Genomic DNA, 19,776 nt, shown 5'->3' with positions numbered 1-19,776 from the left:
GCTTTTTTTTTGCCGCGGTGGCCGGCCCAACATGCCAGTTGCTACCGGGCTCAGAACGTGGTTACAATGCGCCATCGGTTAAATGCCCAGTAGCGCAGCAAGAATTATCAAAGCGCTCCCCCTCCGCACCATCACTTCCTCGGCGGTTGGGTCACCCGGCACTGTTTCCCAAACTTTGATTCACAATCTATCTTGAAGAGAGTCCGCGTGGATGGATCCCCAGCGCGCTAAAAACATATTAGAAGCGGCATTGCTGTGTTCGGTAGAGCCCATTGCCCTGAAAGAGTTGTCTCGGCTGTTTGAAGACACGCTGGACAACGCCGTCCTGAATACCCTGCTGGAAGACCTGCGCCGGGACTGGACCAACAGGGGCCTGGAGTTGGTGCAGCTCAAGACCGGCTGGCGCTTTCAAACGCGGGACGACGTGAAGCGTTATCTCGAAATGATGAATCCCGAGAAGCCGCCCAAGTATTCCAGGGCAACGCTCGAGACACTGGCCATCATTGCCTACAAGCAGCCGGTAACCCGGGGTGACATTGAGTCCATTCGTGGCGTTACGGTGTCCTCCCAGGTCATGAAAGCCTTGGAAGACCGGGGTTGGATTGAGGCCATTGGCCACCGTGATGCACCAGGCCGCCCTGCGCTGTGGGGAACAACCAGCCAGTTTCTGGCCGATCTCAACCTGATGAGCCTGGCCGACTTACCACCACTGGACAGTGAAAAAGACCAGTTGATGGCCGATGAATTGCAAAAAGTCATCCCCTTTGAGGGCGATGACAACACCACAGAAAGCGATGATGAGAACACCACGACGCAAGAAAGCTGACCCCGTCACCCAACCTGCCTGGCTGGACGGCGCTGAGCCTTCGGACCTGCAGGGCGCAACACTGGAAGCGGCCCCGGCCATTGCACAAGACAACGAGCCTGAGTGGGCCGAGGTGCTGGACCAGGTGGAGGGCTTGAAAGCCGGTTTTGACACCAAGGCTGGAAAAAACCGCAGCAAACTGAATGTGCGGCTAGACCCCGAACTGGCCCCAAAATTGCACAAGGTGCTGGCCGACAGCGGCATGGGTTCGCGTCGCGAAATGGAAGAATTGATTGTGGCTGGCCGAGTCTCGGTCAATGGCGAGCCTGCACACTTGGGGCAGCGTGTACTGCCCACCGACATGGTCCGCGTGAACGGCAAGACGGTTCAACGCAAAAACAAGTCCAGACCACCCCGGGTACTGATTTATCACAAGCCAGCCGGCGAAATTGTGTCCATGGACGACCCGCAGGGGCGCCCAACGGTATTCCAGCGTTTGCCCAAAATTTCCAACGCCAAATGGCTGGCGGTGGGTCGTCTGGATTTCAACACCGAGGGCCTGTTGCTGTTCACCAGCTCCGGCGAATTGGCCAATCGGCTGATGCACCCTCGCTATGAAGTGCAGCGCGAATATGCGGTGCGGATTTTGGGTGAACTGTCGGATGAGCAGCGCCAGCAGTTGTTGGATGGCATCACCTTGGACGATGGTCCAGCCCAATTCCTCTATGTTGAACCTGCTGGTGGTGAAGGAGTAAACCGCTGGTACCGCGTTGGCTTGAAAGAAGGGCGCAACCGCGAAGTTCGCCGCATGTTTGAGTCCCTGAATTTGACGGTCAGTCGTCTGATCCGTACCCGTTTTGGCGACATCTTGATGCCATCCACCCTCAAGCGGGGCAAGTGGATGGAAATGGAGGCGCTGGAAGCCATGTCCTGGGTTCAATCGTTGGGGCTGAAAGTGGACGAGTCCGCCAAAGAAGGGGCCGTTCGCCGCGACATCAAAAACCAACAGGGTCGAAATGGCAAGCGCCGCAGTCAGCAACCCCTGATCGACCCTGGCCTGGCCATTTCACAACCCAAGAACTATCTCACGGTGTCTGGAGCCGATGCAGCGGCCTCGCGCTCCAATTCCAACTTGTTGTCCAGTGCCACTGCTGGCATGCGGGGGGGTAACGGTGGCCGTGCGGGTCGGCCAACCGGTAATCGGGCCGGTTTTGGCGGTTCAAATGGAAATGCCAACGGAAATGGCTTTGGCAATGGTGGCGGGAACGTCAATGGTAACCGGGCGCCCAACGGCAATCGGGCACCCAACGGCAACAAATCGGCATCGGGTGGGCCCAAGCGGGGTGGTAAACCGGCCTCCGCCGGGTTTGCCGGTGGTGGTGGAGGTAACCGAGCTGGCAATACCGCAGGTCAACCATCCGGCAATGGCGAGGCCCGTGGTGGTCAGCGCCGTCGCAAGCGTTCACCCGTGGCGGGTTGAGCCGGTCGACCCAGCGTCGAAACCTGTGAAAATGCTTGAAAATTAAGGCGGTTTCCATTACAATCTCGGACTGCCTGAGCCCCAACACAACAATGGGTGTCTCAAATGAAGTGGGCTTTTCAGCCCATTTTTTTTTGGTTTTGCGATTTGAATCAAACTGTTGAATGCGTGTGCAGGCCTATCACCAAGAGGCGCTGCAGCTGAAATACTGAGTGCACTGGGAAAGCAATGGGTGTCTTGAATCCGGAAGAATTTGTCGGCAACACATGGTCGGGCGTGTGGTCCGAGGCTTGGGTTGACCAGGCTGAGGCTGTTATTGTCTCGCTGGGTTTGGAAATAGCCGACATTGAACGCGAGGGCAATGGCCTGTTGCGCATCATGATTGATTCCGAGAATGGCATTTCCGTCGAAGATTGCGAAAAAGTCAGTCACCAGCTCAGTCACTTGTTCACGGTTGAAAACGTGAATTATGAGCGTCTGGAGATTTCCTCTCCGGGCGTCGATCGGGTGTTGCGCCGTGTGCGCGATTTCAATCGTTTCCTGGGTGAAGAGGTGTCCTTGAAGTTCAAGCGCGCCATCGACAACCAGAAGCAATTTAAAGGGTTGCTGCAGAAAGGGGACAAAACCGCCTGGGGCCTGCTGGTCACGCCCGAGGGCAAGAAAGCCCAGCCCTATTTGCTCGACTTTGAAATCGCCGACCTGGCTGGTGCCCGTTTGGTCCCCCATCTCAAGTTTTAGGAGCCCTGTGATGAGCCGTGAGTTGCTTTTGTTGGTTGACGCCCTGGCGCGTGAAAAGAATGTGGACAAAGACATTGTTTTCGGTGCGCTTGAGTTGGCTTTGGCCTCTGCGACCAAAAAACGCTTCGATGAAGAAGTCGACGTGCGCGTGTCCATTGACCGGGCCACCGGCGACTACGAATCTTTCCGTCGCTGGGAAGTGGTCAGCGAAGAAGATTTTTATGATCCAGCGTATCAAGTGCTGATTGAACGCGCCCGTGAACAGGCCCCAGGCGTTGAGCTTGGCGAGTTTGTTGAAGAAGAACTGGAGCCCATTGAATTCGGCCGTATTGGCGCCCAGGCAGCCAAGCAGGTGATTTTGCAGCGGGTGCGTGATGCAGAGCGCGAGCAGATCCTCAATGATTTCCTCGACCGCGGCGATAAAATCGTGATCGGTCAGGTCAAGCGCATGGAGCGCGGTGACGCCATTGTGGAAAGCGGCCGCATCGAAGCCCGTTTGCCCCGCGACCAGATGATTCCACGTGAAAGCCTGCGTCCGGGTGACCGTGTCCGGGCATACCTGTGGAAGGTTGACCGCAATGCGCGTGGCCAGCAGGTTATTTTGTCACGCACCTCGCCGGAATTCATCAAGGCATTGTTTGCCATGGAAGTGCCGGAAATTGAGCAGGGCAATTTGGAGATCAAGGCAGCCGCTCGCGACCCAGGCATGCGTGCAAAAATTGCCGTGTTGGCCCATGACCGCCGAATCGACCCCATTGGAACTTGCGTGGGTGTTCGGGGTTCCCGCGTTCAGGCTGTTACCCAGGAATTGGGCGGCGAGCGCGTGGACATTGTGTTGTGGTCTGAAGACCCAGCCCAGTTCGTGATTGGTGCCTTGTCTCCAGCCACGGTGCAATCCATTGTGGTGGACGAAGACCAGCACGTGATGGAAGTGGTGGTCGACGAGGCCGAGCTGGCCCAGGCGATTGGCCGTAGCGGACAAAACGTGCGCCTGGCCTCCGACCTGACTGGCTGGCAAATCAACATCATGACGCCGGAAGAGTCTGCCAAGCGCTCCGAGGAAGAAATCGGCAAGTTGCGCGAGTTGTTCACGGCCAAGCTGGATGTGGATGAAGAAGTGGCCAACATTTTGATCGAGGAAGGTTTCACTGGCCTGGAAGAAGTGGCCTACGTACCACTGGCTGAAATGCTGGACATTGAAGCCTTCGATGAAGAAACCGTTGAAGAGTTACGCACGCGAGCACGCAATGCCTTGCTGACAGAGGCGATTGCACGCGAAGAAATGGTGGAAGGCGCGGCTGATCTGGCGTCGCTGGAAGGCATGGACGCGGAACTGATCGCCAAATTGGCTGAACACAGTATTTCAGACCGCGACAGTCTGGCGGAATTGGCTGTGGACGAGCTGATGGAAATGACTGGGGTGTCCGATGAGCGTGCACGTGACCTGATCATGAAGGCCCGCGCGCACTGGTTCAACTGAATAGCGGGGCCTCGCACCCCGACCAATGCGAGAACTGTCTGCACCGTCGGCCCGGCGGTGTGTGATTGGCAAAGGGAATTTGAAGGAAAAGCGTAGATGACCAGTACCACCGTTGCACAGTTTGCAGCCGAATTGAAAATGCCAGCCGATGTATTGCTGGAACAGTTGAAGTCTGCAGGTGTGAACAAAGCATCTGAGTCCGATGCGGTGACCGAAGCCGACAAAAGCATGCTGCTGGACAGCTTGCGCAAGGCGCACGGTTCTGCAGGTGGCCAGAAGAAGATCACCATCACTCGCAAACAGACCAGCGAAATCAAACAAGCAGGTCCGGGTGGTCGTGCGCGCACGGTGCAGGTGGAAGTTCGGAAAAAGCGTGTATTTGTTCAACGCGACGGTGTTCCGGGCGAGGCGGCTGAAACCGCTGCAGAGCCGATGATTGATGCGGCTGAGCAGGCCCGTCGCGAGGCCGAAGCCAAGCGGCAGGCAGAATTGCTGGCTCGGCAAGAGGCTGAGCTGAAAGAAAAGCAGGCCCGCCTTGAGCAGGAGCGTGAGCGCGAGCTGAAGTTGCAGGAAGAAGCTCGCCAACGCGCCGAAGAGGAACGCTTGGCCCACGAAGCGGCTGAAAAAGCCCAGCAAGAAACCGCTGCCGTCGATACCGCCGAAGCGGATGCCAGCGCAGACGAAGCTGCCTTGGCCGCCAAGGCTGAGCAGGCAAAGGCCCGCGAAAAGCGTGCAGCTGAAGCCCTGGAAGCCGAGCAAAAAGCCAAGAAAGCCGCCGAGGCTGCAGCACAGGCCAGCGCGCAGCAAGAGCGCGCCCGCCGTGCAGCCGAAGCTGAGGTGGCCGCCATCAACCGGATGATGCAACAGCCGGCTCGCGTGATGAAAGCGCCTGAGGAAGTGGCCCCGGTTGCAGAACCCGCCAAAACCCTGAAAAAGCCTGAGAAGGCAGCCGAAGCCGGCAGCGATGATGATCGCAACCGCAAAGGCACGCGAACGCTAGTTGCCAAAGAAGAAGTGGGCAAGCGCCGTGGCGGTGGTTTGAAAACCCGCGGCGACACCACCAGTTTGGGCCGTGGTGGTGCAGCGGCCTGGAAAGGCCCCAAGGGCAAGAACAGTCGGCATCAGCAAGACCAATCCAGCAACTTCAATCAACCCACCGAACCCGTGGTCAAAGAAGTGCATGTGCCTGAAACCATCACAGTGGGTGAATTGGCCCACAAGATGAGTCTGAAAGCGGCCGAAGTCATCAAGTGCCTGATGAAAATGGGCCAAATGGTGACCATCAACCAGGTGCTGGACCAAGACACCGCGATGATCGTGACCGAAGAATTGGGACACAAGGCGATTGCCGCCAAGCTGGATGACCCGGAGGCCCTGATTGACGAGATGGGCACCGACCATGCCGAGGCCGAATTGTTGCCACGTGCACCGGTGGTGACCGTGATGGGTCACGTGGACCATGGTAAAACGTCGCTGCTGGACTACATCCGCCGCACCAAAGTGGCTTCGGGAGAGGCCGGTGGCATTACCCAGCACATCGGTGCCTACCACGTCGAAACTCCGCGCGGCATGATCACCTTCCTAGACACCCCCGGCCACGAGGCCTTCACGGCCATGCGTGCCCGGGGTGCCAAGGCCACCGACATTGTGATTCTGGTGGTTGCGGCCGATGACGGTGTCATGCCACAGACCATTGAAGCGATTCACCACGCCAAAGCTGCTGGTGTACCGCTGGTGGTGGCCATGAACAAAATCGATAAACCCGATGCCAATCCGGAACGGTTGAAGCAGGAATTGATTACCCATGAGGTGGTGTCGGAAGAGTACGGTGGTGACTCTCCGATGATTGCGGTATCGGCCAAAACAGGCCAGGGCATTGACGACCTGCTGGAAAACGTGTTGCTGCAAGCCGAGGTGCTTGAACTGAAAGCGGCTGTTGATTCACCTGCCAAAGGCTTGGTGGTGGAATCCCGTCTGGACAAGGGCCGCGGCCCAGTGGCCACGGTGCTGATTCAAAGCGGTACCCTGAAGAAAGGCGATGTGGTTCTGGCAGGCTCCGTCTATGGTCGCGTTCGCGCCATGCTGGACGAAAATGCACGGTCCATCGACAGTGCTGGCCCGTCCATCCCTGTAGAAATTCAGGGCTTGAGCGATGTGCCCGCTGCTGGCGAAGAAGTGATGGTGTTGCCGGATGAACGCAAGGCCCGCGAGATTGCCTTGTTCCGCCAGGGCAAGTTCCGAGATGTGAAGCTGGCCAAGCAGCAAGCGGCCAAGCTGGAAAACATGTTTGAACAGATGACCGAAGGCGAAGTGAAATCGTTGGCCATCGTGTTGAAGTCCGATGTTCAGGGCTCGCAAGAGGCCTTGGCGCATGCGTTGTTGAAGCTCTCCACCGACGAGGTGAAGGTTCAAATCGTGCACGCGGCCGTGGGCGGCATCAGTGAATCCGACGTAAACCTGGCTGTTGCATCCAAGGCGGTCATCATCGGCTTTAACACCCGTGCTGACCAAGGCGCCCGCAAAACCGCTGAAAACAATGGCGTGGACATTCGCTACTACAACATCATTTATGACGCTGTGGACGAAATCAAAGCTGCCATGACCGGCATGCTGACCCCGGATAAGAAAGAGGAAATCATCGGCAACGTGGAAATCCGCGAGGTCTACAAAATTTCCAAAGTGGGTGCAGTGGCGGGTTGTATGGTCACCGAAGGCCTGGTTCGTCGTGGTGCCGGTATCCGCCTGCTGCGCGACAACGTGGTCATTTGGACTGGTCAGCTGGCCTCGCTCAAGCGCTTCAAAGATGATGCCAAGGAAGTGCGTCAAGGCTTTGAATGTGGTTTGCAGCTGGCCAACTACGATGACATCAAGGTCGGCGACATTCTGGAAGCCTTTGAAGTGAAGGAAGTGGCCCGTACCCTGTAAGCCGCAAGGCTTGCAGACCGGGCATCGAGAGAACGTATGCGTCACAAAAAGAAAGCACCGGCCCGCGGTATTCGCGTGGCTGAGCAGATTCAGAAAGACCTGGCCGAGTTGATTCCCCGGGAGTTGCGGGATCCTCGCCTGGGTTTTGTGACCCTCACCGACATCGAACTGACACCCGACTACGCTTACGCCACCGTGTATTTTTCGGTACTGACCGGCAGCGCGGAAGACAGTGAAAAGGCGCTCAACGAGGCTTCAGGCTATTTGCGTAACCTGATCTTCAAAAAAATGCACATTCACACCGTGCCAACCTTGCGGTTCAAACACGATGTGTCCGTGGAGCGGGGCGCTGAAATGTCCCAACTGATTGACCGTGTGTTGAAGGACAGCGGAGAGGGCACGGCCTGATCATGGTGAAAGCCAGCCGACGCCCGGTGTCGGGCGTGCTGCTGTTTGACAAAGCCACCGGCTTGTCGTCCAACCAGGCCTTGCAGCAGATCAAGCGCCTGTATCGGGCCGAAAAAACAGGGCATACCGGCACGCTCGATCCATTGGCCAGTGGATTGTTGCCGTTGATGTTTGGTGAGGCCACCAAGTTTGCAGCCGATCTGATTGATGCAGACAAAACCTACGAGGCCACCGTTCGCCTGGGGTTTGTCAGCACCACAGGCGATGCGGAGGGGCAAATCGAACCAGTTGAGGGTGCCGACCCGGCCAAACTGACCGAGAAGGAAGTTCGAGGAGTTTGCCAACAATTTTTAGGCGAAGTGGCGCAAACTCCGCCCATGTTTTCCGCTTTGAAGAAGGACGGAAAGCCGCTGTATGAATATGCACGCCAAGGCATCGAGCTGGAACGTGCGGAGAGAACCATTGCCATCCACCGTCTGGATGTCATGTTTCTCAAGCACCATGCCTGTGGTACTGAGTTGTTCACCGAGTTGGGCATCGAGGTGTGCTGTAGCAAAGGCACGTATGTGCGTACGCTGGCTGAGGACCTTGCCAAGGCCTTGGGCACTGGCGGCTACCTCACCGCGCTGCGGCGCACGGCCATCGGTGGTTTGCACACCGGGCAGGCGTTGGGGGTCGATCAGTTGCAGTCCATGGACGGTCAATTCGATCGGCTGGACGCCGTATTAAAGCCAGTCGACAGTTTGTTGACCAGCCTGCCGGCCATGCTGTTACAGCTTGACCTGGCAAAACGATTTTTGCATGGCCAGCGTTTGGCCTTGCCACCCGCAGGGGAAACACCGGGACGTGTCCGGGTGTATGCAGTACAGAACAACATGACCCAAGGCGGGCAACCGACCTTTTTGGGCACAGGAAATTTAGAAACCGACGGCAAGGGCGCGTTGCTCAGGCCAGAACGACTTATTCAGGTAACACTATGACCCGCGCACTACGCAACGTCGCCATCATCGCCCACGTGGACCATGGCAAAACCACCCTGGTGGACCAGCTTCTTCGCCAATCCGGCACCTTCCGCGAGAATGAAAAGCTCGAAGAACGGGTGATGGATAGCAACGACATTGAAAAGGAACGTGGCATCACGATTCTGGCCAAGAACTGCGCGGTGGAGTATGAAGGCACACACATCAACATTGTTGACACCCCAGGACACGCCGACTTCGGCGGTGAAGTGGAGCGCGTGTTGTCCATGGTGGATTCTGTGTTGTTGCTGGTGGACGCCGTTGAAGGCCCCATGCCTCAGACCCGCTTCGTGACCCGCAAGGCACTGGCCTTGGGCTTGAAGCCCATCGTGGTGGTGAACAAGATTGATCGTCCGGGCGCACGCCCTGACTGGGTCATCGACCAAACGTTTGACCTGTTCGACAAGCTGGGCGCCAATGAAGAGCAACTCGACTTCCCCATTATTTATGCCTCAGGCTTGAACGGTTTTGCCGGCCTCACCCCCGATGTGCGTGAAGGCACCATGCGCCCCCTGTTTGAAGCCATTTTGGAATACGTGCCCGTGCGGGACGATGACGCCGCTGGCCCCTTGCAATTCCAGATCACTTCGCTGGATTACAACAGCTACGTGGGCAAGATCGGCATTGGCCGTATCAAGCGTGGTACGGTGCGTGCTGGCCAGCAAGTGATTTGCGCCAACGGCCCTGAAGGCACCCCATTCACTGGCAAAATCAACCAGGTGTTGAAGTTCCGTGGGCTGGAGCGTGTGTTGGTGGACCAGGCGGAAGCCGGTGACATCTGCCTGATCAACGGCATCGAAGAAATTGGCATTGGCACCACCATTTGCGCGGCAGATGCCCTGGATGCATTGCCCGTGTTGAGCGTGGACGAGCCCACCTTGACCATGAACTTCATGGTCAATACGTCACCATTGGCGGGTCGCGAAGGCAAGTTTGTCACCAGTCGCCAACTGCGCGACCGCCTCGAGCGCGAGTTGAAATCCAACGTCGCTTTGCGTGTGAAGCAAACCGATGACGACACCGTGTTTGAGGTGTCGGGTCGTGGCGAACTGCACTTGACGATTCTGCTGGAAAACATGCGCCGTGAAGGTTACGAGCTCGCCGTTTCCCGTCCGCGTGTGGTTTACAAAGACATCGACGGTGTGAAGTGCGAGCCCTATGAAAACCTGACAGTGGATGTTGAGGACAGCCATCAGGGTGCCGTCATGGAAGAGTTGGGCCGCCGCAAGGGCGACCTGCTGGACATGCAGCCGGACGGCAAAGGCCGTGTTCGCTTGGAATACAAAATCCCCGCTCGCGGCTTGATTGGTTTTCAGGGCGACTTCATGACCATGACCCGCGGTACTGGTCTCATCAGCCACGTGTTCGACCAGTACGGCCCCGTGCGTGAAGGCGGTGTGGCCGAGCGCCACAACGGCGTGTTGATTTCTCAGGACGATGGCGACGCGGTGGCGTATGCCCTGTGGAAATTGCAAGACCGCGGCCGCATGTTTGTGAGCCCCGGCGAAGCCCTGTACGAAGGCATGGTGATCGGTATTCACAGCCGTGACAACGACCTGGTGGTCAATCCCATCAAGGGCAAGCAGCTGACCAACGTGCGTGCTTCTGGCACCGATGAAGCAGTTCGCTTGGTACCACCCATTGCGCTCAACCTTGAATACGCGGTTGAATTTATTGCAGACGATGAATTGGTGGAAATTACCCCCAAGAACATCCGCATTCGCAAGCGCTACCTGAAAGAGCATGAGCGCAAGAAGGCCAGCCGCGAAGCTGCATGATCGTGAAGCCTCGGGTACTCAGTGTTGCGCCCATGATTGACTGGACCGACCGGCATTGCCGGCGGTTCCATCGGGAAATTTCGCGCCACACCTGGGTGTATACCGAGATGATCACCACCGGTGCGCTCATTCATGGAGATCGCCGGCGGTTTCTGGCCTACAGCCCTGAAGAACATCCCATCGCATTTCAGATCGGTGGTAGCGACCCCAGCGATTTGGCCCAGTGTGCCAAATGGGTGGAAGAGGCTGGTTACGATGAGTTGAACCTCAACTGCGGTTGCCCCAGTGAACGCGTGCAGAAAGGTGCGTTTGGTGCCTGTTTGATGGCCGAGCCCCAATTGGTGGCTGATTGCGTGAAAGCCATGCGCGATGCTTGCTCACTGGATGTGACCGTGAAGCATCGCATTGGTCTGGATTACATCGAAAGCACCCAGCAGCTTCACGATTTCGTAGGGGCTGTCAGCGAGGCTGGTTGCCACACCTTCATTGTGCATGCCCGCAATGCCGTCCTCAAAGGCCTGTCGCCCAAAGAAAATCGCGAAATCCCACCCTTGCGCTATGCGGTGGTGAAAGAACTCAAAACACTGTTTCCCCACCTTCAAGTCATTTTGAATGGCGGCATTCAAACGCTGGCCGATATTGAGTCGCACCTTCAATGGGCAGATGGCTGCATGATCGGTCGTGAAGCCTACACCAACCCGTGGTTGCTGGCTGGTTTTGATGCATTGATCGAACGGTATGCGGGTTTGAAAGCAGGCTCATTGGATGAGCTTGAACTGGATCGAACACGCACGGATGTGATTCAAGCCCTACGTCCCTATGTTGAAGCGGAAATGGCCAAGGGTGAAAATCTCCGAAACCTGACCAAATCCTGGTTGGGCCTGTTTCATGGTCAGGCGGGTGGAAGGCTGTATCGTCAGGTGCTGTCCGATGCCGTTCAGCTCAAAACCAACCGTTGGTCCGTGGTTGAAATGGCGCTTCAACAAGTCAGTCAATTTGCCTGAACTTCACCGGGTGTACGGCTACTAAAGGTTTTTGGTAAGTAAGACCTTTAGAAACATTCATGTTTTCAAGTCCATTTTCCCCTTCCACACCCACCAATCAAGTTGCTGGCCATCAGTCTCAACAGCCAGGCACACCCGTTGAAGGGCCAACCATTCGACGCGCTGCATCGCTGCTGTCATCTCAGTTGCTGCGCCTGGACCGTGAGGATTCGCCCGGTTTGCTCAATCGCTTGGGCAGTGTTGAAACAGCCCATCAAATCAACCAGCTGATGGAGCAGGGTTGTGATATCGATGGTGCCTGTTTGCAGGACAAACTGGATTGGGCCGATGCGCAGCGGCAAGCCTTGCAGCGTGGACTGCCCATTGCGAAGACCTGGGTGCTCACACCGCCAGCATCCCGTTAATTCGCCAGCAGTTTTCCTGGATTGAACAGATTTTGAGGGTCCAGCGCAGCTTTGATCGCCACAAAGGCCCGATAAGTCGGGGCTGCGGTGATGTCCCTCAACAGTCCCCGCTTCAATTGACCAATTCCATGCTCTGCCGACACGGTGCCGCCACAAGCCAAGATCGCCGAATGCACGATGTCGTTCAGGGCCTCTTGATGCTGCTCCAGAAATACTTTGGCGTCCAGATGACTTGGCGCCGACAGGTTGAAATGCAGGTTTCCATCGCCCAAGTGCCCGAATAGAATGGGCTGCACACTCAGCCCGGCCTCTTCAATCGCTGCCAGCGCCTGGTGATGAAATTCCGGCAGCCGAGACACTGGGCACGCCACGTCATGCTTTACATTCAGACCTTCTTTGGCCTGGGCCTCTGAAATATTTTCGCGCAAGGCCCACAGTTGCTCTGCCTCCCGCGCGTTCTTGGTCAGCGTGATATTCATCACGGCGGGGTTGCCGTTCATCAGGTCCGCAAGTACACCGGCCACGTGATCGTGCAAAGCGGCTTCTGAGCCCAGTGACGAAAATTCAACCAGTACATGGTCGCAGCCAGCAGGTCCAACCGGCGCCTTGGCCGGAAAGTGCTTTTGCACCAGGTCGATGGCGGTTGCATTCATCCATTCAAAGCTGGTCAATTCATGGAAGGCCTTTTGCTGGATGTGGTTCAAGGTTTGCACGGCTGCATCAATGTCTCGCACGTGCAGCCAGGCCACACAGCGGCTATTGGGGGCGGGGTACAGTTTTATGCAGGCTGTGGTGATCACGCCCAGCGTACCTTCCGATCCAATCAGCAAATGCCGAAGGTCATAGCCAGTGTTGTTTTTACGTAGACCACGCAGGTCGCCGCAACGCTCTCCGTGCGCATTCACATACTCCAGTCCAAGGCATAACTCACGCGTATTGCCGTATCGCAGCACAGCCACGCCGCCAGCATTGCTGGCCAAATTGCCGCCCAGTGTACAGGTGCCTTCGGAGGCCAGGCTGAGTGGGAACAACAAGCCATGGGCTGCAGCAAATTCTTGAATTTCATGCAGGGTGTACCCTGCGCTTGCCGTGAGGGTCAGGTTGGCTTCATCCAGCGTTAATACCTCACGCAGTCGGTGAGTTTTGAGTAGCACATGCGGGCGGGTTGCATGTTCACCATCGGCCACCGGTACAGCACCACCCACCAGACCGGTGTTGCCGCCTTGTGTGCACACCGCAACCCCGTGTTCGCCGCACCGCTTCACCAATGCCTCCACCTGTGCGGTGGTCTGGGGCTCCACCACAGCCAGTGCTGTTGTGGCATATCGCTTGCGCCAATCGGTGCAGGCTTGCGCTATTGGATCGGGGTCTGTGGTGATTTTCAGGCCGGGAATGCCGCGTACCAGGTTTTCAAGAAACTCGGTCATGGTGCGCTGTCTCCTTGCGGATGTTTGGCTTTTTGAAGGTGCGTGCGTACAGGCTCACACTGACGAACAAACCCAGGCAAAGAAGTACTTCCAGAATGGCCATGGTGCGGGACGGCCAAGCAGGGTCAGACGTAGCCCGCACCACACCCTCGGCAAAATAAATCCACAGCAGAAGCGATGTGGCCTGGTAGGTGCGCACTCGCTGTTTCAACAGGCCGGGCAACACCAGCAGCAATGGAAGCACCTTCAGCACCAACCAGGAACCACCGGGCCGCAAGGGGGCTGCAAACAGTTCCCACACCACACACAGGCCAATGAGTGCAATCAACAGGCCGCTGGCGGTGCGGTGCATGTGGTGACGTTGGGTGTTGACATCCATCATGTTTGACCTGCATTCAGCGGTTGCAGGGCCAATGCTGCTTTGGCCAGGCGCACGCCTTGAGCCCGGGCCAATTGACGCTCATGGTCAGTCAGCGGCAGGCCGCCTTTCGGGCCAGACCGGTGGCTGGCACCGTAGGGTGTTCCGCCGCTTTCGGTGTCATTCAGCGCCTGTTCTGAATACGGGATGCCCATCCACAGCATGCCGTGGTGAATGAAGGGCAGCGCCATGGAAAGCAGGGTGCTCTCCTGGCCTCCATGCATGGTGGACGTGGTGGTGAATACGCAAAATGGTTTGTTTTCCAGATCGCCAGCCAGCCAAGCACCTGCGGTGCTGTCGATGAAATATTTCAACGCGGCGGCCATGTTGCCAAATCGCGTGGGTGAACCCACGGCCAGTCCGGCACATTCCTTCAGGTCGCTTAATTCAGCATAGGGCGGGCCCTCGGCGGGAATGTCTGGCGATGTGGCTTCACAGGTGGTTGACACGGGTGGAACTGTGCGAATTCTGGCGCTCGCGCCTTTCACCGAGTCTATGCCTTGGGCGATTTCACGGGCCAGTTGCTCGGTTGCGCCATGGCGGCTGTAATACAAAACCAATACGTCAATCATGCTGAAAGGGGTATCATCTGGCGACAAGAACCCCATTGTACTGAAGCCAATGACCGCTGCTTTGCCCAAGCCACCAACCGAACCCAAGAGTTTGGACAAAAAGAAAACTGGATTCATCGGGGCTGCACGCATGGCCCTGCTGGCCAAAAAAGCCGAACTCACGCCGGTCAACCCTGCATGGTGGGTGGCATTCACGCGTTTGGTGTGGAGCAGAATCAAGTACCAGAATTTGCCCCAGGTTGCCGCCAGCCTCACCTTTACCACCGTGCTGTCACTGGTGCCCATGATTACGGTGGCTTTGGCCATTTTCACGGCATTCCCGATGTTCGAGCGCATGCAGACCTCCTTGCAGAGCTACATGCTCGAGAGTTTCTTCCCCGAAAACATTGCCGACACCATCCTGACCTACGTGAATCAGTTTTCAGCCAAGGCAAAAGGTTTAAGCGCCATCGGTACCCTGTTTTTGGTGCTGACTGCACTCACGACCATGTTCACGGTGGACCGTGTGTTCAACCAGATCTGGAACGTGAAACGACCGCGCACACTGGCCAACAAGGTGGTGTTGTACTGGACGGTGATCAGTTTTTCGCCAGTGCTGATCGGCTTTAGTCTCAGCTTGTCCACGGCTGTGATTGGCCAAAACCTGAAAGGGATCGATTCTAGCCAGGGCGGCTGGTTGCCGTTGCTGAACCTGGTGTCGATGCTGGTCACTGCCGTGGCATTCGCATTCATTTACCGGGTGGTGCCCAACCGGGCGGTGCACTGGAAAGATGCGCTGGCCGGTGGCGTGGTGGCGTCAGTGCTGTTTGAGGTGACCAAACGAGCCTTTGCAGCCTACATCACCCACTTCCCCAGCTACACGGCGGTGTATGGCGCATTGGCCGCTTTCCCGATTTTTCTGCTGTGGATTTATGTGTCCTGGATCATCGTCCTGTTGGGCGCCAGCACGGCGGCTGCCTTGCCGGTGGCCCGCACTGGTTGTTGGGACAATGCCGTTCGCCCCGGACAAGATTGGTACCAAGGACTTGCTGTCCTGGCCGAGCTTGAAAAGTCACGTCAACAAGCCTTGCCCGGCATGACACTGGAGGAGTTGCGCGTATTCACCAAGGTGCCGCCCGACCAGTTGGACCATATTTTGAGTGCCCTCATCCAGCATGGTGTCGTGGGGCCGTTGGCCAACAGCCGGGGATCGGAACGTTTTGCTCTGATTTGCGATCCAGCCCGCATCAGCGCCGCTGTGGTGGTCAGGGCTTTGTGGTTGGACACCACCCTGAATGATGACTATGCAGGGCGTTTGCCGCAGGGCACAGCCCGCATGATGCGTTTGCAAACCGAGTTCATCGACCAGCCGCGCCTGGCCGACTGGCTCGAAAACCCGGACGCCTGACCGTTTTTGACTGTTTTGGGTCCGAATATGGAACCAAATACCCAAAACAGGTGTCACTATCAGCAAAAGACGGGCTTGAATTTGGCACCCGTTCTCGCTTTCTGTAAACTGAGCGTGACGAGCCAAAAGCTCTGACATTTAATAATCACAACACAGTCTGGAGCTGTTATGAGTAATAAAGGGCAACTGTTACAAGACCCCTTCCTCAACTTGCTGCGCAAAGAGCACGTGCCCGTGTCCATCTACTTGGTCAACGGCATCAAGCTGCAGGGGCAAATTGAGTCCTTTGATCAGTATGTTGTGCTGTTGCGCAACACGGTGACGCAAATGGTGTACAAGCATGCCATTTCCACAGTGGTGCCTGGCCGCTCGGTGACATTCACCCCCGAGGTTAAAGAATAAGCACCTTTCACTGGACCCGGTGCTGCTGCGCTTCGCCCAACTTTTTTCAAGGCATTGAATGACCCGCAGCGCACTGGTGGCCCTCGATCTGGGCCAGGATGAATTTCGCGAAAGTATTGATGAGCTCGCACTGTTGGCCTCCTCGGCAGGGGCTGAAGTGGTGGGCGTTTTCACGTCCAAGCGCCGTTCACCCGACTCCGCACTGTTCATTGGGTCGGGCAAGACCCAGGAAATTCGGGACTACTGCCAAGCCAACGATATTGAGCTGGTCATTTTCAACCATGGTCTGAGCCCTGCACAGCAGCGTAATCTTGAAAACGCGCTGGACCTGCGGGTGATTGACCGCACCGGCCTCATCCTCGACATCTTTGCCATTCGCGCCAAAAGCCATGAAGGCAAGTTGCAGGTCGAATTGGCGCAGCTGCAGTACCTCGCCAGCCGCCTCGTGCGCAGCCGCGCCGATCTCACCGGCCAGCAGGGCGGTATTGGCATGCGTGGACCTGGTGAAACCCAGTTGGAAACTGATCGTCGCCTGATTGGTGTCAAGGTCAAGCAACTCAAAGCCCGCCTGGAGAAATTGCAGAAGCAGCGCCAAACACAGCGCCGACAGCGCGAGCGCCGTGGACAGTTCACCGTTGCGATTGTTGGTTATACCAACGCTGGCAAAAGCACCCTGTTCAATGCCATCGCCAGCGACAAGGCCTATGCTGCAGACCAGTTGTTCGCGACGCTGGACACCACAACCCGCCGGGTTTATTTGGCGCCCCGCGTTGACATGGCGTTGTCCGATACTGTGGGTTTTATTCGTGATTTGTCGCACTCCCTGGTGGAAGCCTTCAAAGCCACTTTGGAAAGCACTGTGCATGCGGACTTGTTGTTGCATGTGGTGGATGTGAGTTCGCCGGTGCGCCATTCTCAAATCGCTGAAGTGAACAAGGTGTTGGCCGAAATTGATGCAGCCGAGGTGCCGCAAATGATTGTCTGGAACAAAATCGATGCCTGCGAGCGAGCTGTGGAAGTAGAGCGGGGCGAGGATGGTAAGATTTTGTCGGTTGCGGTCAGTGCCCGCTATGGGCTTGGCTTGGCTGAATTGAGAGCAGTTTTGACGGAACTGGCCACCGGGTTTTACGCTCAAACCCGGGATTTGGGTGTTGAGGCCGACAAACCGCAATGGGCCTGATCAAATAACAACGACTTTTGAGCAGTAGGAACCAGCATGTCAATGAATGATCCGGATTGGGGGCGACATTCCCAGGGCGGTGGCCGAGACGGTCAGCAACCCAATAACCAGAATGATCAGGACAACCGGCGACCAGGTGGCCGTCAAGATGGTCCACCCGACCTTGATGAGTTGTGGCGCGACTTTAACAATCGCCTGAACCGCCTGTTCGGTAAGAAAGGCGGCGGCCCTCAGGGGCCATTTGGGGGTGGCAATGGTTCTGCACCCAACATGCCCAACCCTGGTAAAGGGATTGTGCTCGGCATTGTGGCCGGCGTATTGGTTTGGTTGGCCAGTGGTTTCCACATTGTGCAAGAAGGCAGCGAAGGCGTTGTGTTGCAGTTTGGCAAATACAGTCACACTGAGCCGCCGGGCTTCCGGTGGCGTATGCCGTATCCCATCCAGTCTCACCAAATTGTGAACAGCTCCCAGGTGCGGATCATCGAGGTGGGCTATCGCAATGATGTCAAAAGCAAGGTTCTGCGCGAATCCCTGATGTTGACGGAAGACGAAAACATCATTGATATCCAGTTCGCTGTTCAATATCGCTTGAAAGACCCTGGTGCTTATTTGTTCAACAACGTCGACCCTGACGACTCCGTGAAAATGGCGGCTGAAACAGCCATTCGCGAAGTGGTGGGCGGCAACAAGATGGACTTTGTGTTGTACGAGGGGCGTGAACAGATTGCGCTGGCGGCCACCAAAGTCATTCAAACCATTTTGGACCGATACCAAACCGGTATCCTGGTGACCAGTGTAACGGTTCAAAACGTGCAGCCACCCGAGCAGGTTCAGGCTGCATTTGACGACGCGGTGAAGGCAGGTCAGGACCGTGAGCGCTTGAAGAATGATGGTCAGGCCTATGCAAACGACGTCATTCCCAGGGCCAAAGGTGCGGCTGCGCGCCTGAAGGAAGAGGCGCAGGGTTATCGTGAGCGTGTGGTGGCTCAGGCTGAGGGTGATGCTGCCCGGTTCAAGGCTGTGTTGGGCGAGTATGAAAAGGCTCCCAAGGTCACCCGTGACCGCATGTACATCGACACCATGCAGGAAATTTACTCCAGCGTGACCAAAGTCATCGTGGACACCAAGAGCAATAGCCAATTGTTGTACTTGCCGCTGGACAAGCTGATGGAAAAAACAACGCCATCTGCGCCGCTGGCCAACACGGGCAATTATGGCGCCAATGCCTCCAGCGCCCCGTCCAAGGGTGAATCGGCTGAAAGTACACGGGCAGCCCAGGACGTGGATGCCATGCGCGATGCCTTGCGCAACCGTGATCGAGGAGTTCGTTAATCATGCCCAGAATTTTTGTTGTTATCGCCGCGGCATTGGTCGGTCTTTTTTTCGCCAACACGTGTTTGTATGTTGTGGATCAGCGCCAATATGCCATTGTGTTTGCACTGGGTCAGGTTGATCAGGTGCGTTCCGAGCCAGGCTTGTATTTCAAATTGCCCGCACCGTTCCAGAATGTGGCGTTCTTTGACAAGCGCATTCAGACCATCGACACGCCCGAGGCTGAGCGCTTTATCACGTCGGAAAAGAAAAACCTCTTGGTGGATTCCTACATTAAGTGGCGGATTGTCGACCCACGCCTGTATTTTGTGCGTTTGAGTGGGGACTCCCGTTTGGCAGCCAGCCGCATGACCCAGGTGGTGAAATCGGCCCTGAACGAAGAAATCACCAAGCGCACCGTGGCGCAAATGATTTCCGGCGAACGCACCCAGGTGATGAGCTCCGTGGTTGAGAAGGTGAAGGATGAAGCCAAAGAAATTGGCGTTGAAATTGTGGATGTGCGGCTGAAACGGGTGGATTTGCTGCCAGAGGTCAGTGAGTCGGTATTCCGCCGCATGGAAGCAGAGCGCAAGCGCGTGGCCAACGATTTGCGAGCCACCGGCGGTGCGGAGGCCGAGCAAATCCGCGCCGATGCAGACCGTCAGCGGGAGGTGATTCTCGCCGAAGCCTATAGAGAAGCACAAACTATCAAAGGGGAGGGTGATGCAAAGGCCGCTTCCATTTATAATGCTTCTTTTGGTCGAAACCCGGAGTTCTTCTCTTTCTATCGCAGTTTGGAGGCGTACAAGAAGTCGCTCGCCTCAAAGCAGGACGTGATGGTTGTCGATCCCAAGTCGGATTTCTTCCGCTTCATGCAGTCGCAGGGCAAGTGAAGGAAGGGCGGGCTTGGGTTGACCAGCCAGCCCGCCGACCGCTCAAGCCGCATCAAGAGCAGACCTCCCTCGGCAAGTGAGGGCTCACCGCCATGATTGGCGGAAGGGGCCCCTTTTTGCCGTTTGGCTTCATTGAAACTACAAA

General features: G+C 56.7%; 18 protein-coding genes. 15 read left to right on the top strand and 3 right to left on the bottom strand.

What is annotated here, in order from left to right; translation table 11 throughout:
• Positions 1–211 precede the first annotated feature (211 nt).
• From scpB to NQT62_RS08015, 10 genes are all read left to right on the top strand, one after another.
• The gene (scpB, locus tag NQT62_RS08060; RefSeq protein WP_370569145.1) at positions 212–826 is read left to right on the top strand and encodes an SMC-Scp complex subunit ScpB; all 615 of its coding nucleotides are present in this window, start codon (positions 212–214) and stop codon (positions 824–826) included.
• The gene (rluB, locus tag NQT62_RS08055) at positions 795–2,285 is read left to right on the top strand and encodes a 23S rRNA pseudouridine(2605) synthase RluB (RefSeq protein WP_256764152.1); all 1,491 of its coding nucleotides are present in this window, start codon (positions 795–797) and stop codon (positions 2,283–2,285) included. The genes scpB and rluB overlap by 32 nt, the downstream gene beginning before the upstream one ends.
• A 228-nt stretch (positions 2,286–2,513) precedes the next feature.
• Complete coding sequence (gene rimP / locus NQT62_RS08050) at positions 2,514–3,023, top strand: ribosome maturation factor RimP (RefSeq protein WP_256764151.1); 510 nt, start codon at positions 2,514–2,516, stop codon at positions 3,021–3,023.
• 10 nt (positions 3,024–3,033) lie between these two features.
• Positions 3,034–4,503, top strand: coding sequence for a transcription termination factor NusA (gene nusA, locus NQT62_RS08045; RefSeq protein WP_256764150.1), 1,470 nt, complete (start codon positions 3,034–3,036; stop codon positions 4,501–4,503).
• A 96-nt stretch (positions 4,504–4,599) separates the two neighbouring features.
• Positions 4,600–7,428, top strand: coding sequence for a translation initiation factor IF-2 (gene infB / locus NQT62_RS08040; RefSeq protein WP_256764149.1), 2,829 nt, complete (start codon positions 4,600–4,602; stop codon positions 7,426–7,428).
• 36 nt (positions 7,429–7,464) lie between these two features.
• Positions 7,465–7,836 (top strand): 30S ribosome-binding factor RbfA, encoded by a 372-nt coding sequence (gene rbfA / locus NQT62_RS08035; RefSeq protein ID WP_256764148.1) that lies wholly within the window; start codon positions 7,465–7,467, stop codon positions 7,834–7,836.
• A 2-nt stretch (positions 7,837–7,838) separates the two neighbouring features.
• The gene (truB, locus tag NQT62_RS08030; protein WP_256764147.1) at positions 7,839–8,816 is read left to right on the top strand and encodes a tRNA pseudouridine(55) synthase TruB; all 978 of its coding nucleotides are present in this window, start codon (positions 7,839–7,841) and stop codon (positions 8,814–8,816) included.
• Entirely contained in the window at positions 8,813–10,633 is a 1,821-nt protein-coding gene (gene typA, locus NQT62_RS08025; protein WP_256764146.1) for a translational GTPase TypA, read from the top strand. Before truB ends, typA begins: the two co-directional genes overlap by 4 nt.
• Complete coding sequence (gene dusA / locus NQT62_RS08020) at positions 10,630–11,637, top strand: tRNA dihydrouridine(20/20a) synthase DusA (RefSeq protein ID WP_256764145.1); 1,008 nt, start codon at positions 10,630–10,632, stop codon at positions 11,635–11,637. The genes typA and dusA overlap by 4 nt, the downstream gene beginning before the upstream one ends.
• Positions 11,638–11,696: 59 nt before the next feature.
• Positions 11,697–12,041 carry a hypothetical protein gene (locus NQT62_RS08015; RefSeq protein ID WP_256764144.1) on the top strand — a complete coding sequence of 115 codons (345 nt, stop codon included), beginning with the start codon at positions 11,697–11,699 and terminating at the stop codon, positions 12,039–12,041.
• On the opposite strand, the gene NQT62_RS08010 is transcribed toward NQT62_RS08015, so the two are convergent.
• The 3 genes from NQT62_RS08010 to wrbA are packed head-to-tail and all read right to left on the bottom strand — an operon-like array spanning position 12,038 to position 14,458.
• Complete coding sequence (locus NQT62_RS08010) at positions 12,038–13,468, bottom strand: FAD-binding oxidoreductase (RefSeq protein ID WP_256764143.1); 1,431 nt, start codon at positions 13,466–13,468, stop codon at positions 12,038–12,040. The two genes, NQT62_RS08015 and NQT62_RS08010, sit on opposite strands and share 4 nt — an antisense overlap.
• Positions 13,452–13,850, bottom strand: a complete 399-nt coding sequence (locus NQT62_RS08005) for a DUF2069 domain-containing protein (RefSeq protein WP_256764141.1) — start codon at positions 13,848–13,850, stop codon at positions 13,452–13,454. The genes NQT62_RS08010 and NQT62_RS08005 overlap by 17 nt, the downstream gene beginning before the upstream one ends.
• On the bottom strand, positions 13,847–14,458 hold the full coding sequence (gene wrbA / locus NQT62_RS08000; protein WP_256764140.1) for an NAD(P)H:quinone oxidoreductase: 612 nt from the start codon (positions 14,456–14,458) through the stop codon (positions 13,847–13,849). Before wrbA ends, NQT62_RS08005 begins: the two co-directional genes overlap by 4 nt.
• On the opposite strand from wrbA, the gene NQT62_RS07995 reads away from it, so the two are divergent.
• The 5 genes from NQT62_RS07995 to hflC all read left to right on the top strand — a co-directional run bounded on the left by NQT62_RS07995 (position 14,457) and on the right by hflC (position 19,631).
• A complete protein-coding gene (locus tag NQT62_RS07995; protein WP_256764139.1) occupies positions 14,457–15,845 on the top strand; it encodes a YihY family inner membrane protein in 1,389 nt (462 codons plus the stop codon). The two genes, wrbA and NQT62_RS07995, sit on opposite strands and share 2 nt — an antisense overlap.
• Before the next feature lie 168 nt (positions 15,846–16,013).
• The gene (gene hfq / locus NQT62_RS07990; protein ID WP_008248719.1) at positions 16,014–16,247 is read left to right on the top strand and encodes an RNA chaperone Hfq; all 234 of its coding nucleotides are present in this window, start codon (positions 16,014–16,016) and stop codon (positions 16,245–16,247) included.
• A 58-nt stretch (positions 16,248–16,305) separates the two neighbouring features.
• The gene (gene hflX / locus NQT62_RS07985) at positions 16,306–17,427 is read left to right on the top strand and encodes a GTPase HflX (RefSeq protein WP_256764138.1); all 1,122 of its coding nucleotides are present in this window, start codon (positions 16,306–16,308) and stop codon (positions 17,425–17,427) included.
• A 36-nt stretch (positions 17,428–17,463) separates the two neighbouring features.
• Positions 17,464–18,759 (top strand): FtsH protease activity modulator HflK, encoded by a 1,296-nt coding sequence (hflK, locus tag NQT62_RS07980; RefSeq protein ID WP_256764137.1) that lies wholly within the window; start codon positions 17,464–17,466, stop codon positions 18,757–18,759.
• A 2-nt stretch (positions 18,760–18,761) separates the two neighbouring features.
• Entirely contained in the window at positions 18,762–19,631 is an 870-nt protein-coding gene (hflC, locus tag NQT62_RS07975; protein WP_256764136.1) for a protease modulator HflC, read from the top strand.
• Positions 19,632–19,776 lie beyond the last annotated feature (145 nt).

Source organism: Limnobacter humi, assembly GCF_024518835.1.
GTDB lineage: Bacteria > Pseudomonadota > Gammaproteobacteria > Burkholderiales > Burkholderiaceae_B > Limnobacter > Limnobacter humi.
The sequence above is the reverse complement of the archived record's forward strand: the minus strand, read 5'-3'. Positions and strand labels throughout refer to the sequence as shown.

Bases quoted from the DNA above. Each gene is read 5' to 3' on its own strand.
- scpB (WP_370569145.1), top strand. From the start codon at position 212: ATGGATCCCCAGCGCGCTAAAAACATATTAGAAGCGGCATTGCTGTGT.
- rluB (WP_256764152.1), top strand. From the start codon at position 795: ATGATGAGAACACCACGACGCAAGAAAGCTGACCCCGTCACCCAACCT.
- rimP (WP_256764151.1), top strand. From the start codon at position 2,514: ATGGGTGTCTTGAATCCGGAAGAATTTGTCGGCAACACATGGTCGGGC.
- nusA (WP_256764150.1), top strand. From the start codon at position 3,034: ATGAGCCGTGAGTTGCTTTTGTTGGTTGACGCCCTGGCGCGTGAAAAG.
- infB (WP_256764149.1), top strand. From the start codon at position 4,600: ATGACCAGTACCACCGTTGCACAGTTTGCAGCCGAATTGAAAATGCCA.
- rbfA (WP_256764148.1), top strand. From the start codon at position 7,465: ATGCGTCACAAAAAGAAAGCACCGGCCCGCGGTATTCGCGTGGCTGAG.
- truB (WP_256764147.1), top strand. From the start codon at position 7,839: ATGGTGAAAGCCAGCCGACGCCCGGTGTCGGGCGTGCTGCTGTTTGAC.
- typA (WP_256764146.1), top strand. From the start codon at position 8,813: ATGACCCGCGCACTACGCAACGTCGCCATCATCGCCCACGTGGACCAT.
- dusA (WP_256764145.1), top strand. From the start codon at position 10,630: ATGATCGTGAAGCCTCGGGTACTCAGTGTTGCGCCCATGATTGACTGG.
- NQT62_RS08015 (WP_256764144.1), top strand. From the start codon at position 11,697: ATGTTTTCAAGTCCATTTTCCCCTTCCACACCCACCAATCAAGTTGCT.
- NQT62_RS08010 (WP_256764143.1), bottom strand. From the start codon at position 13,468: ATGACCGAGTTTCTTGAAAACCTGGTACGCGGCATTCCCGGCCTGAAA.
- NQT62_RS08005 (WP_256764141.1), bottom strand. From the start codon at position 13,850: ATGATGGATGTCAACACCCAACGTCACCACATGCACCGCACCGCCAGC.
- NQT62_RS07995 (WP_256764139.1), top strand. From the start codon at position 14,457: ATGCTGAAAGGGGTATCATCTGGCGACAAGAACCCCATTGTACTGAAG.
- wrbA (WP_256764140.1), bottom strand. From the start codon at position 14,458: ATGATTGACGTATTGGTTTTGTATTACAGCCGCCATGGCGCAACCGAG.
- hfq (WP_008248719.1), top strand. From the start codon at position 16,014: ATGAGTAATAAAGGGCAACTGTTACAAGACCCCTTCCTCAACTTGCTG.
- hflX (WP_256764138.1), top strand. From the start codon at position 16,306: ATGACCCGCAGCGCACTGGTGGCCCTCGATCTGGGCCAGGATGAATTT.
- hflK (WP_256764137.1), top strand. From the start codon at position 17,464: ATGTCAATGAATGATCCGGATTGGGGGCGACATTCCCAGGGCGGTGGC.
- hflC (WP_256764136.1), top strand. From the start codon at position 18,762: ATGCCCAGAATTTTTGTTGTTATCGCCGCGGCATTGGTCGGTCTTTTT.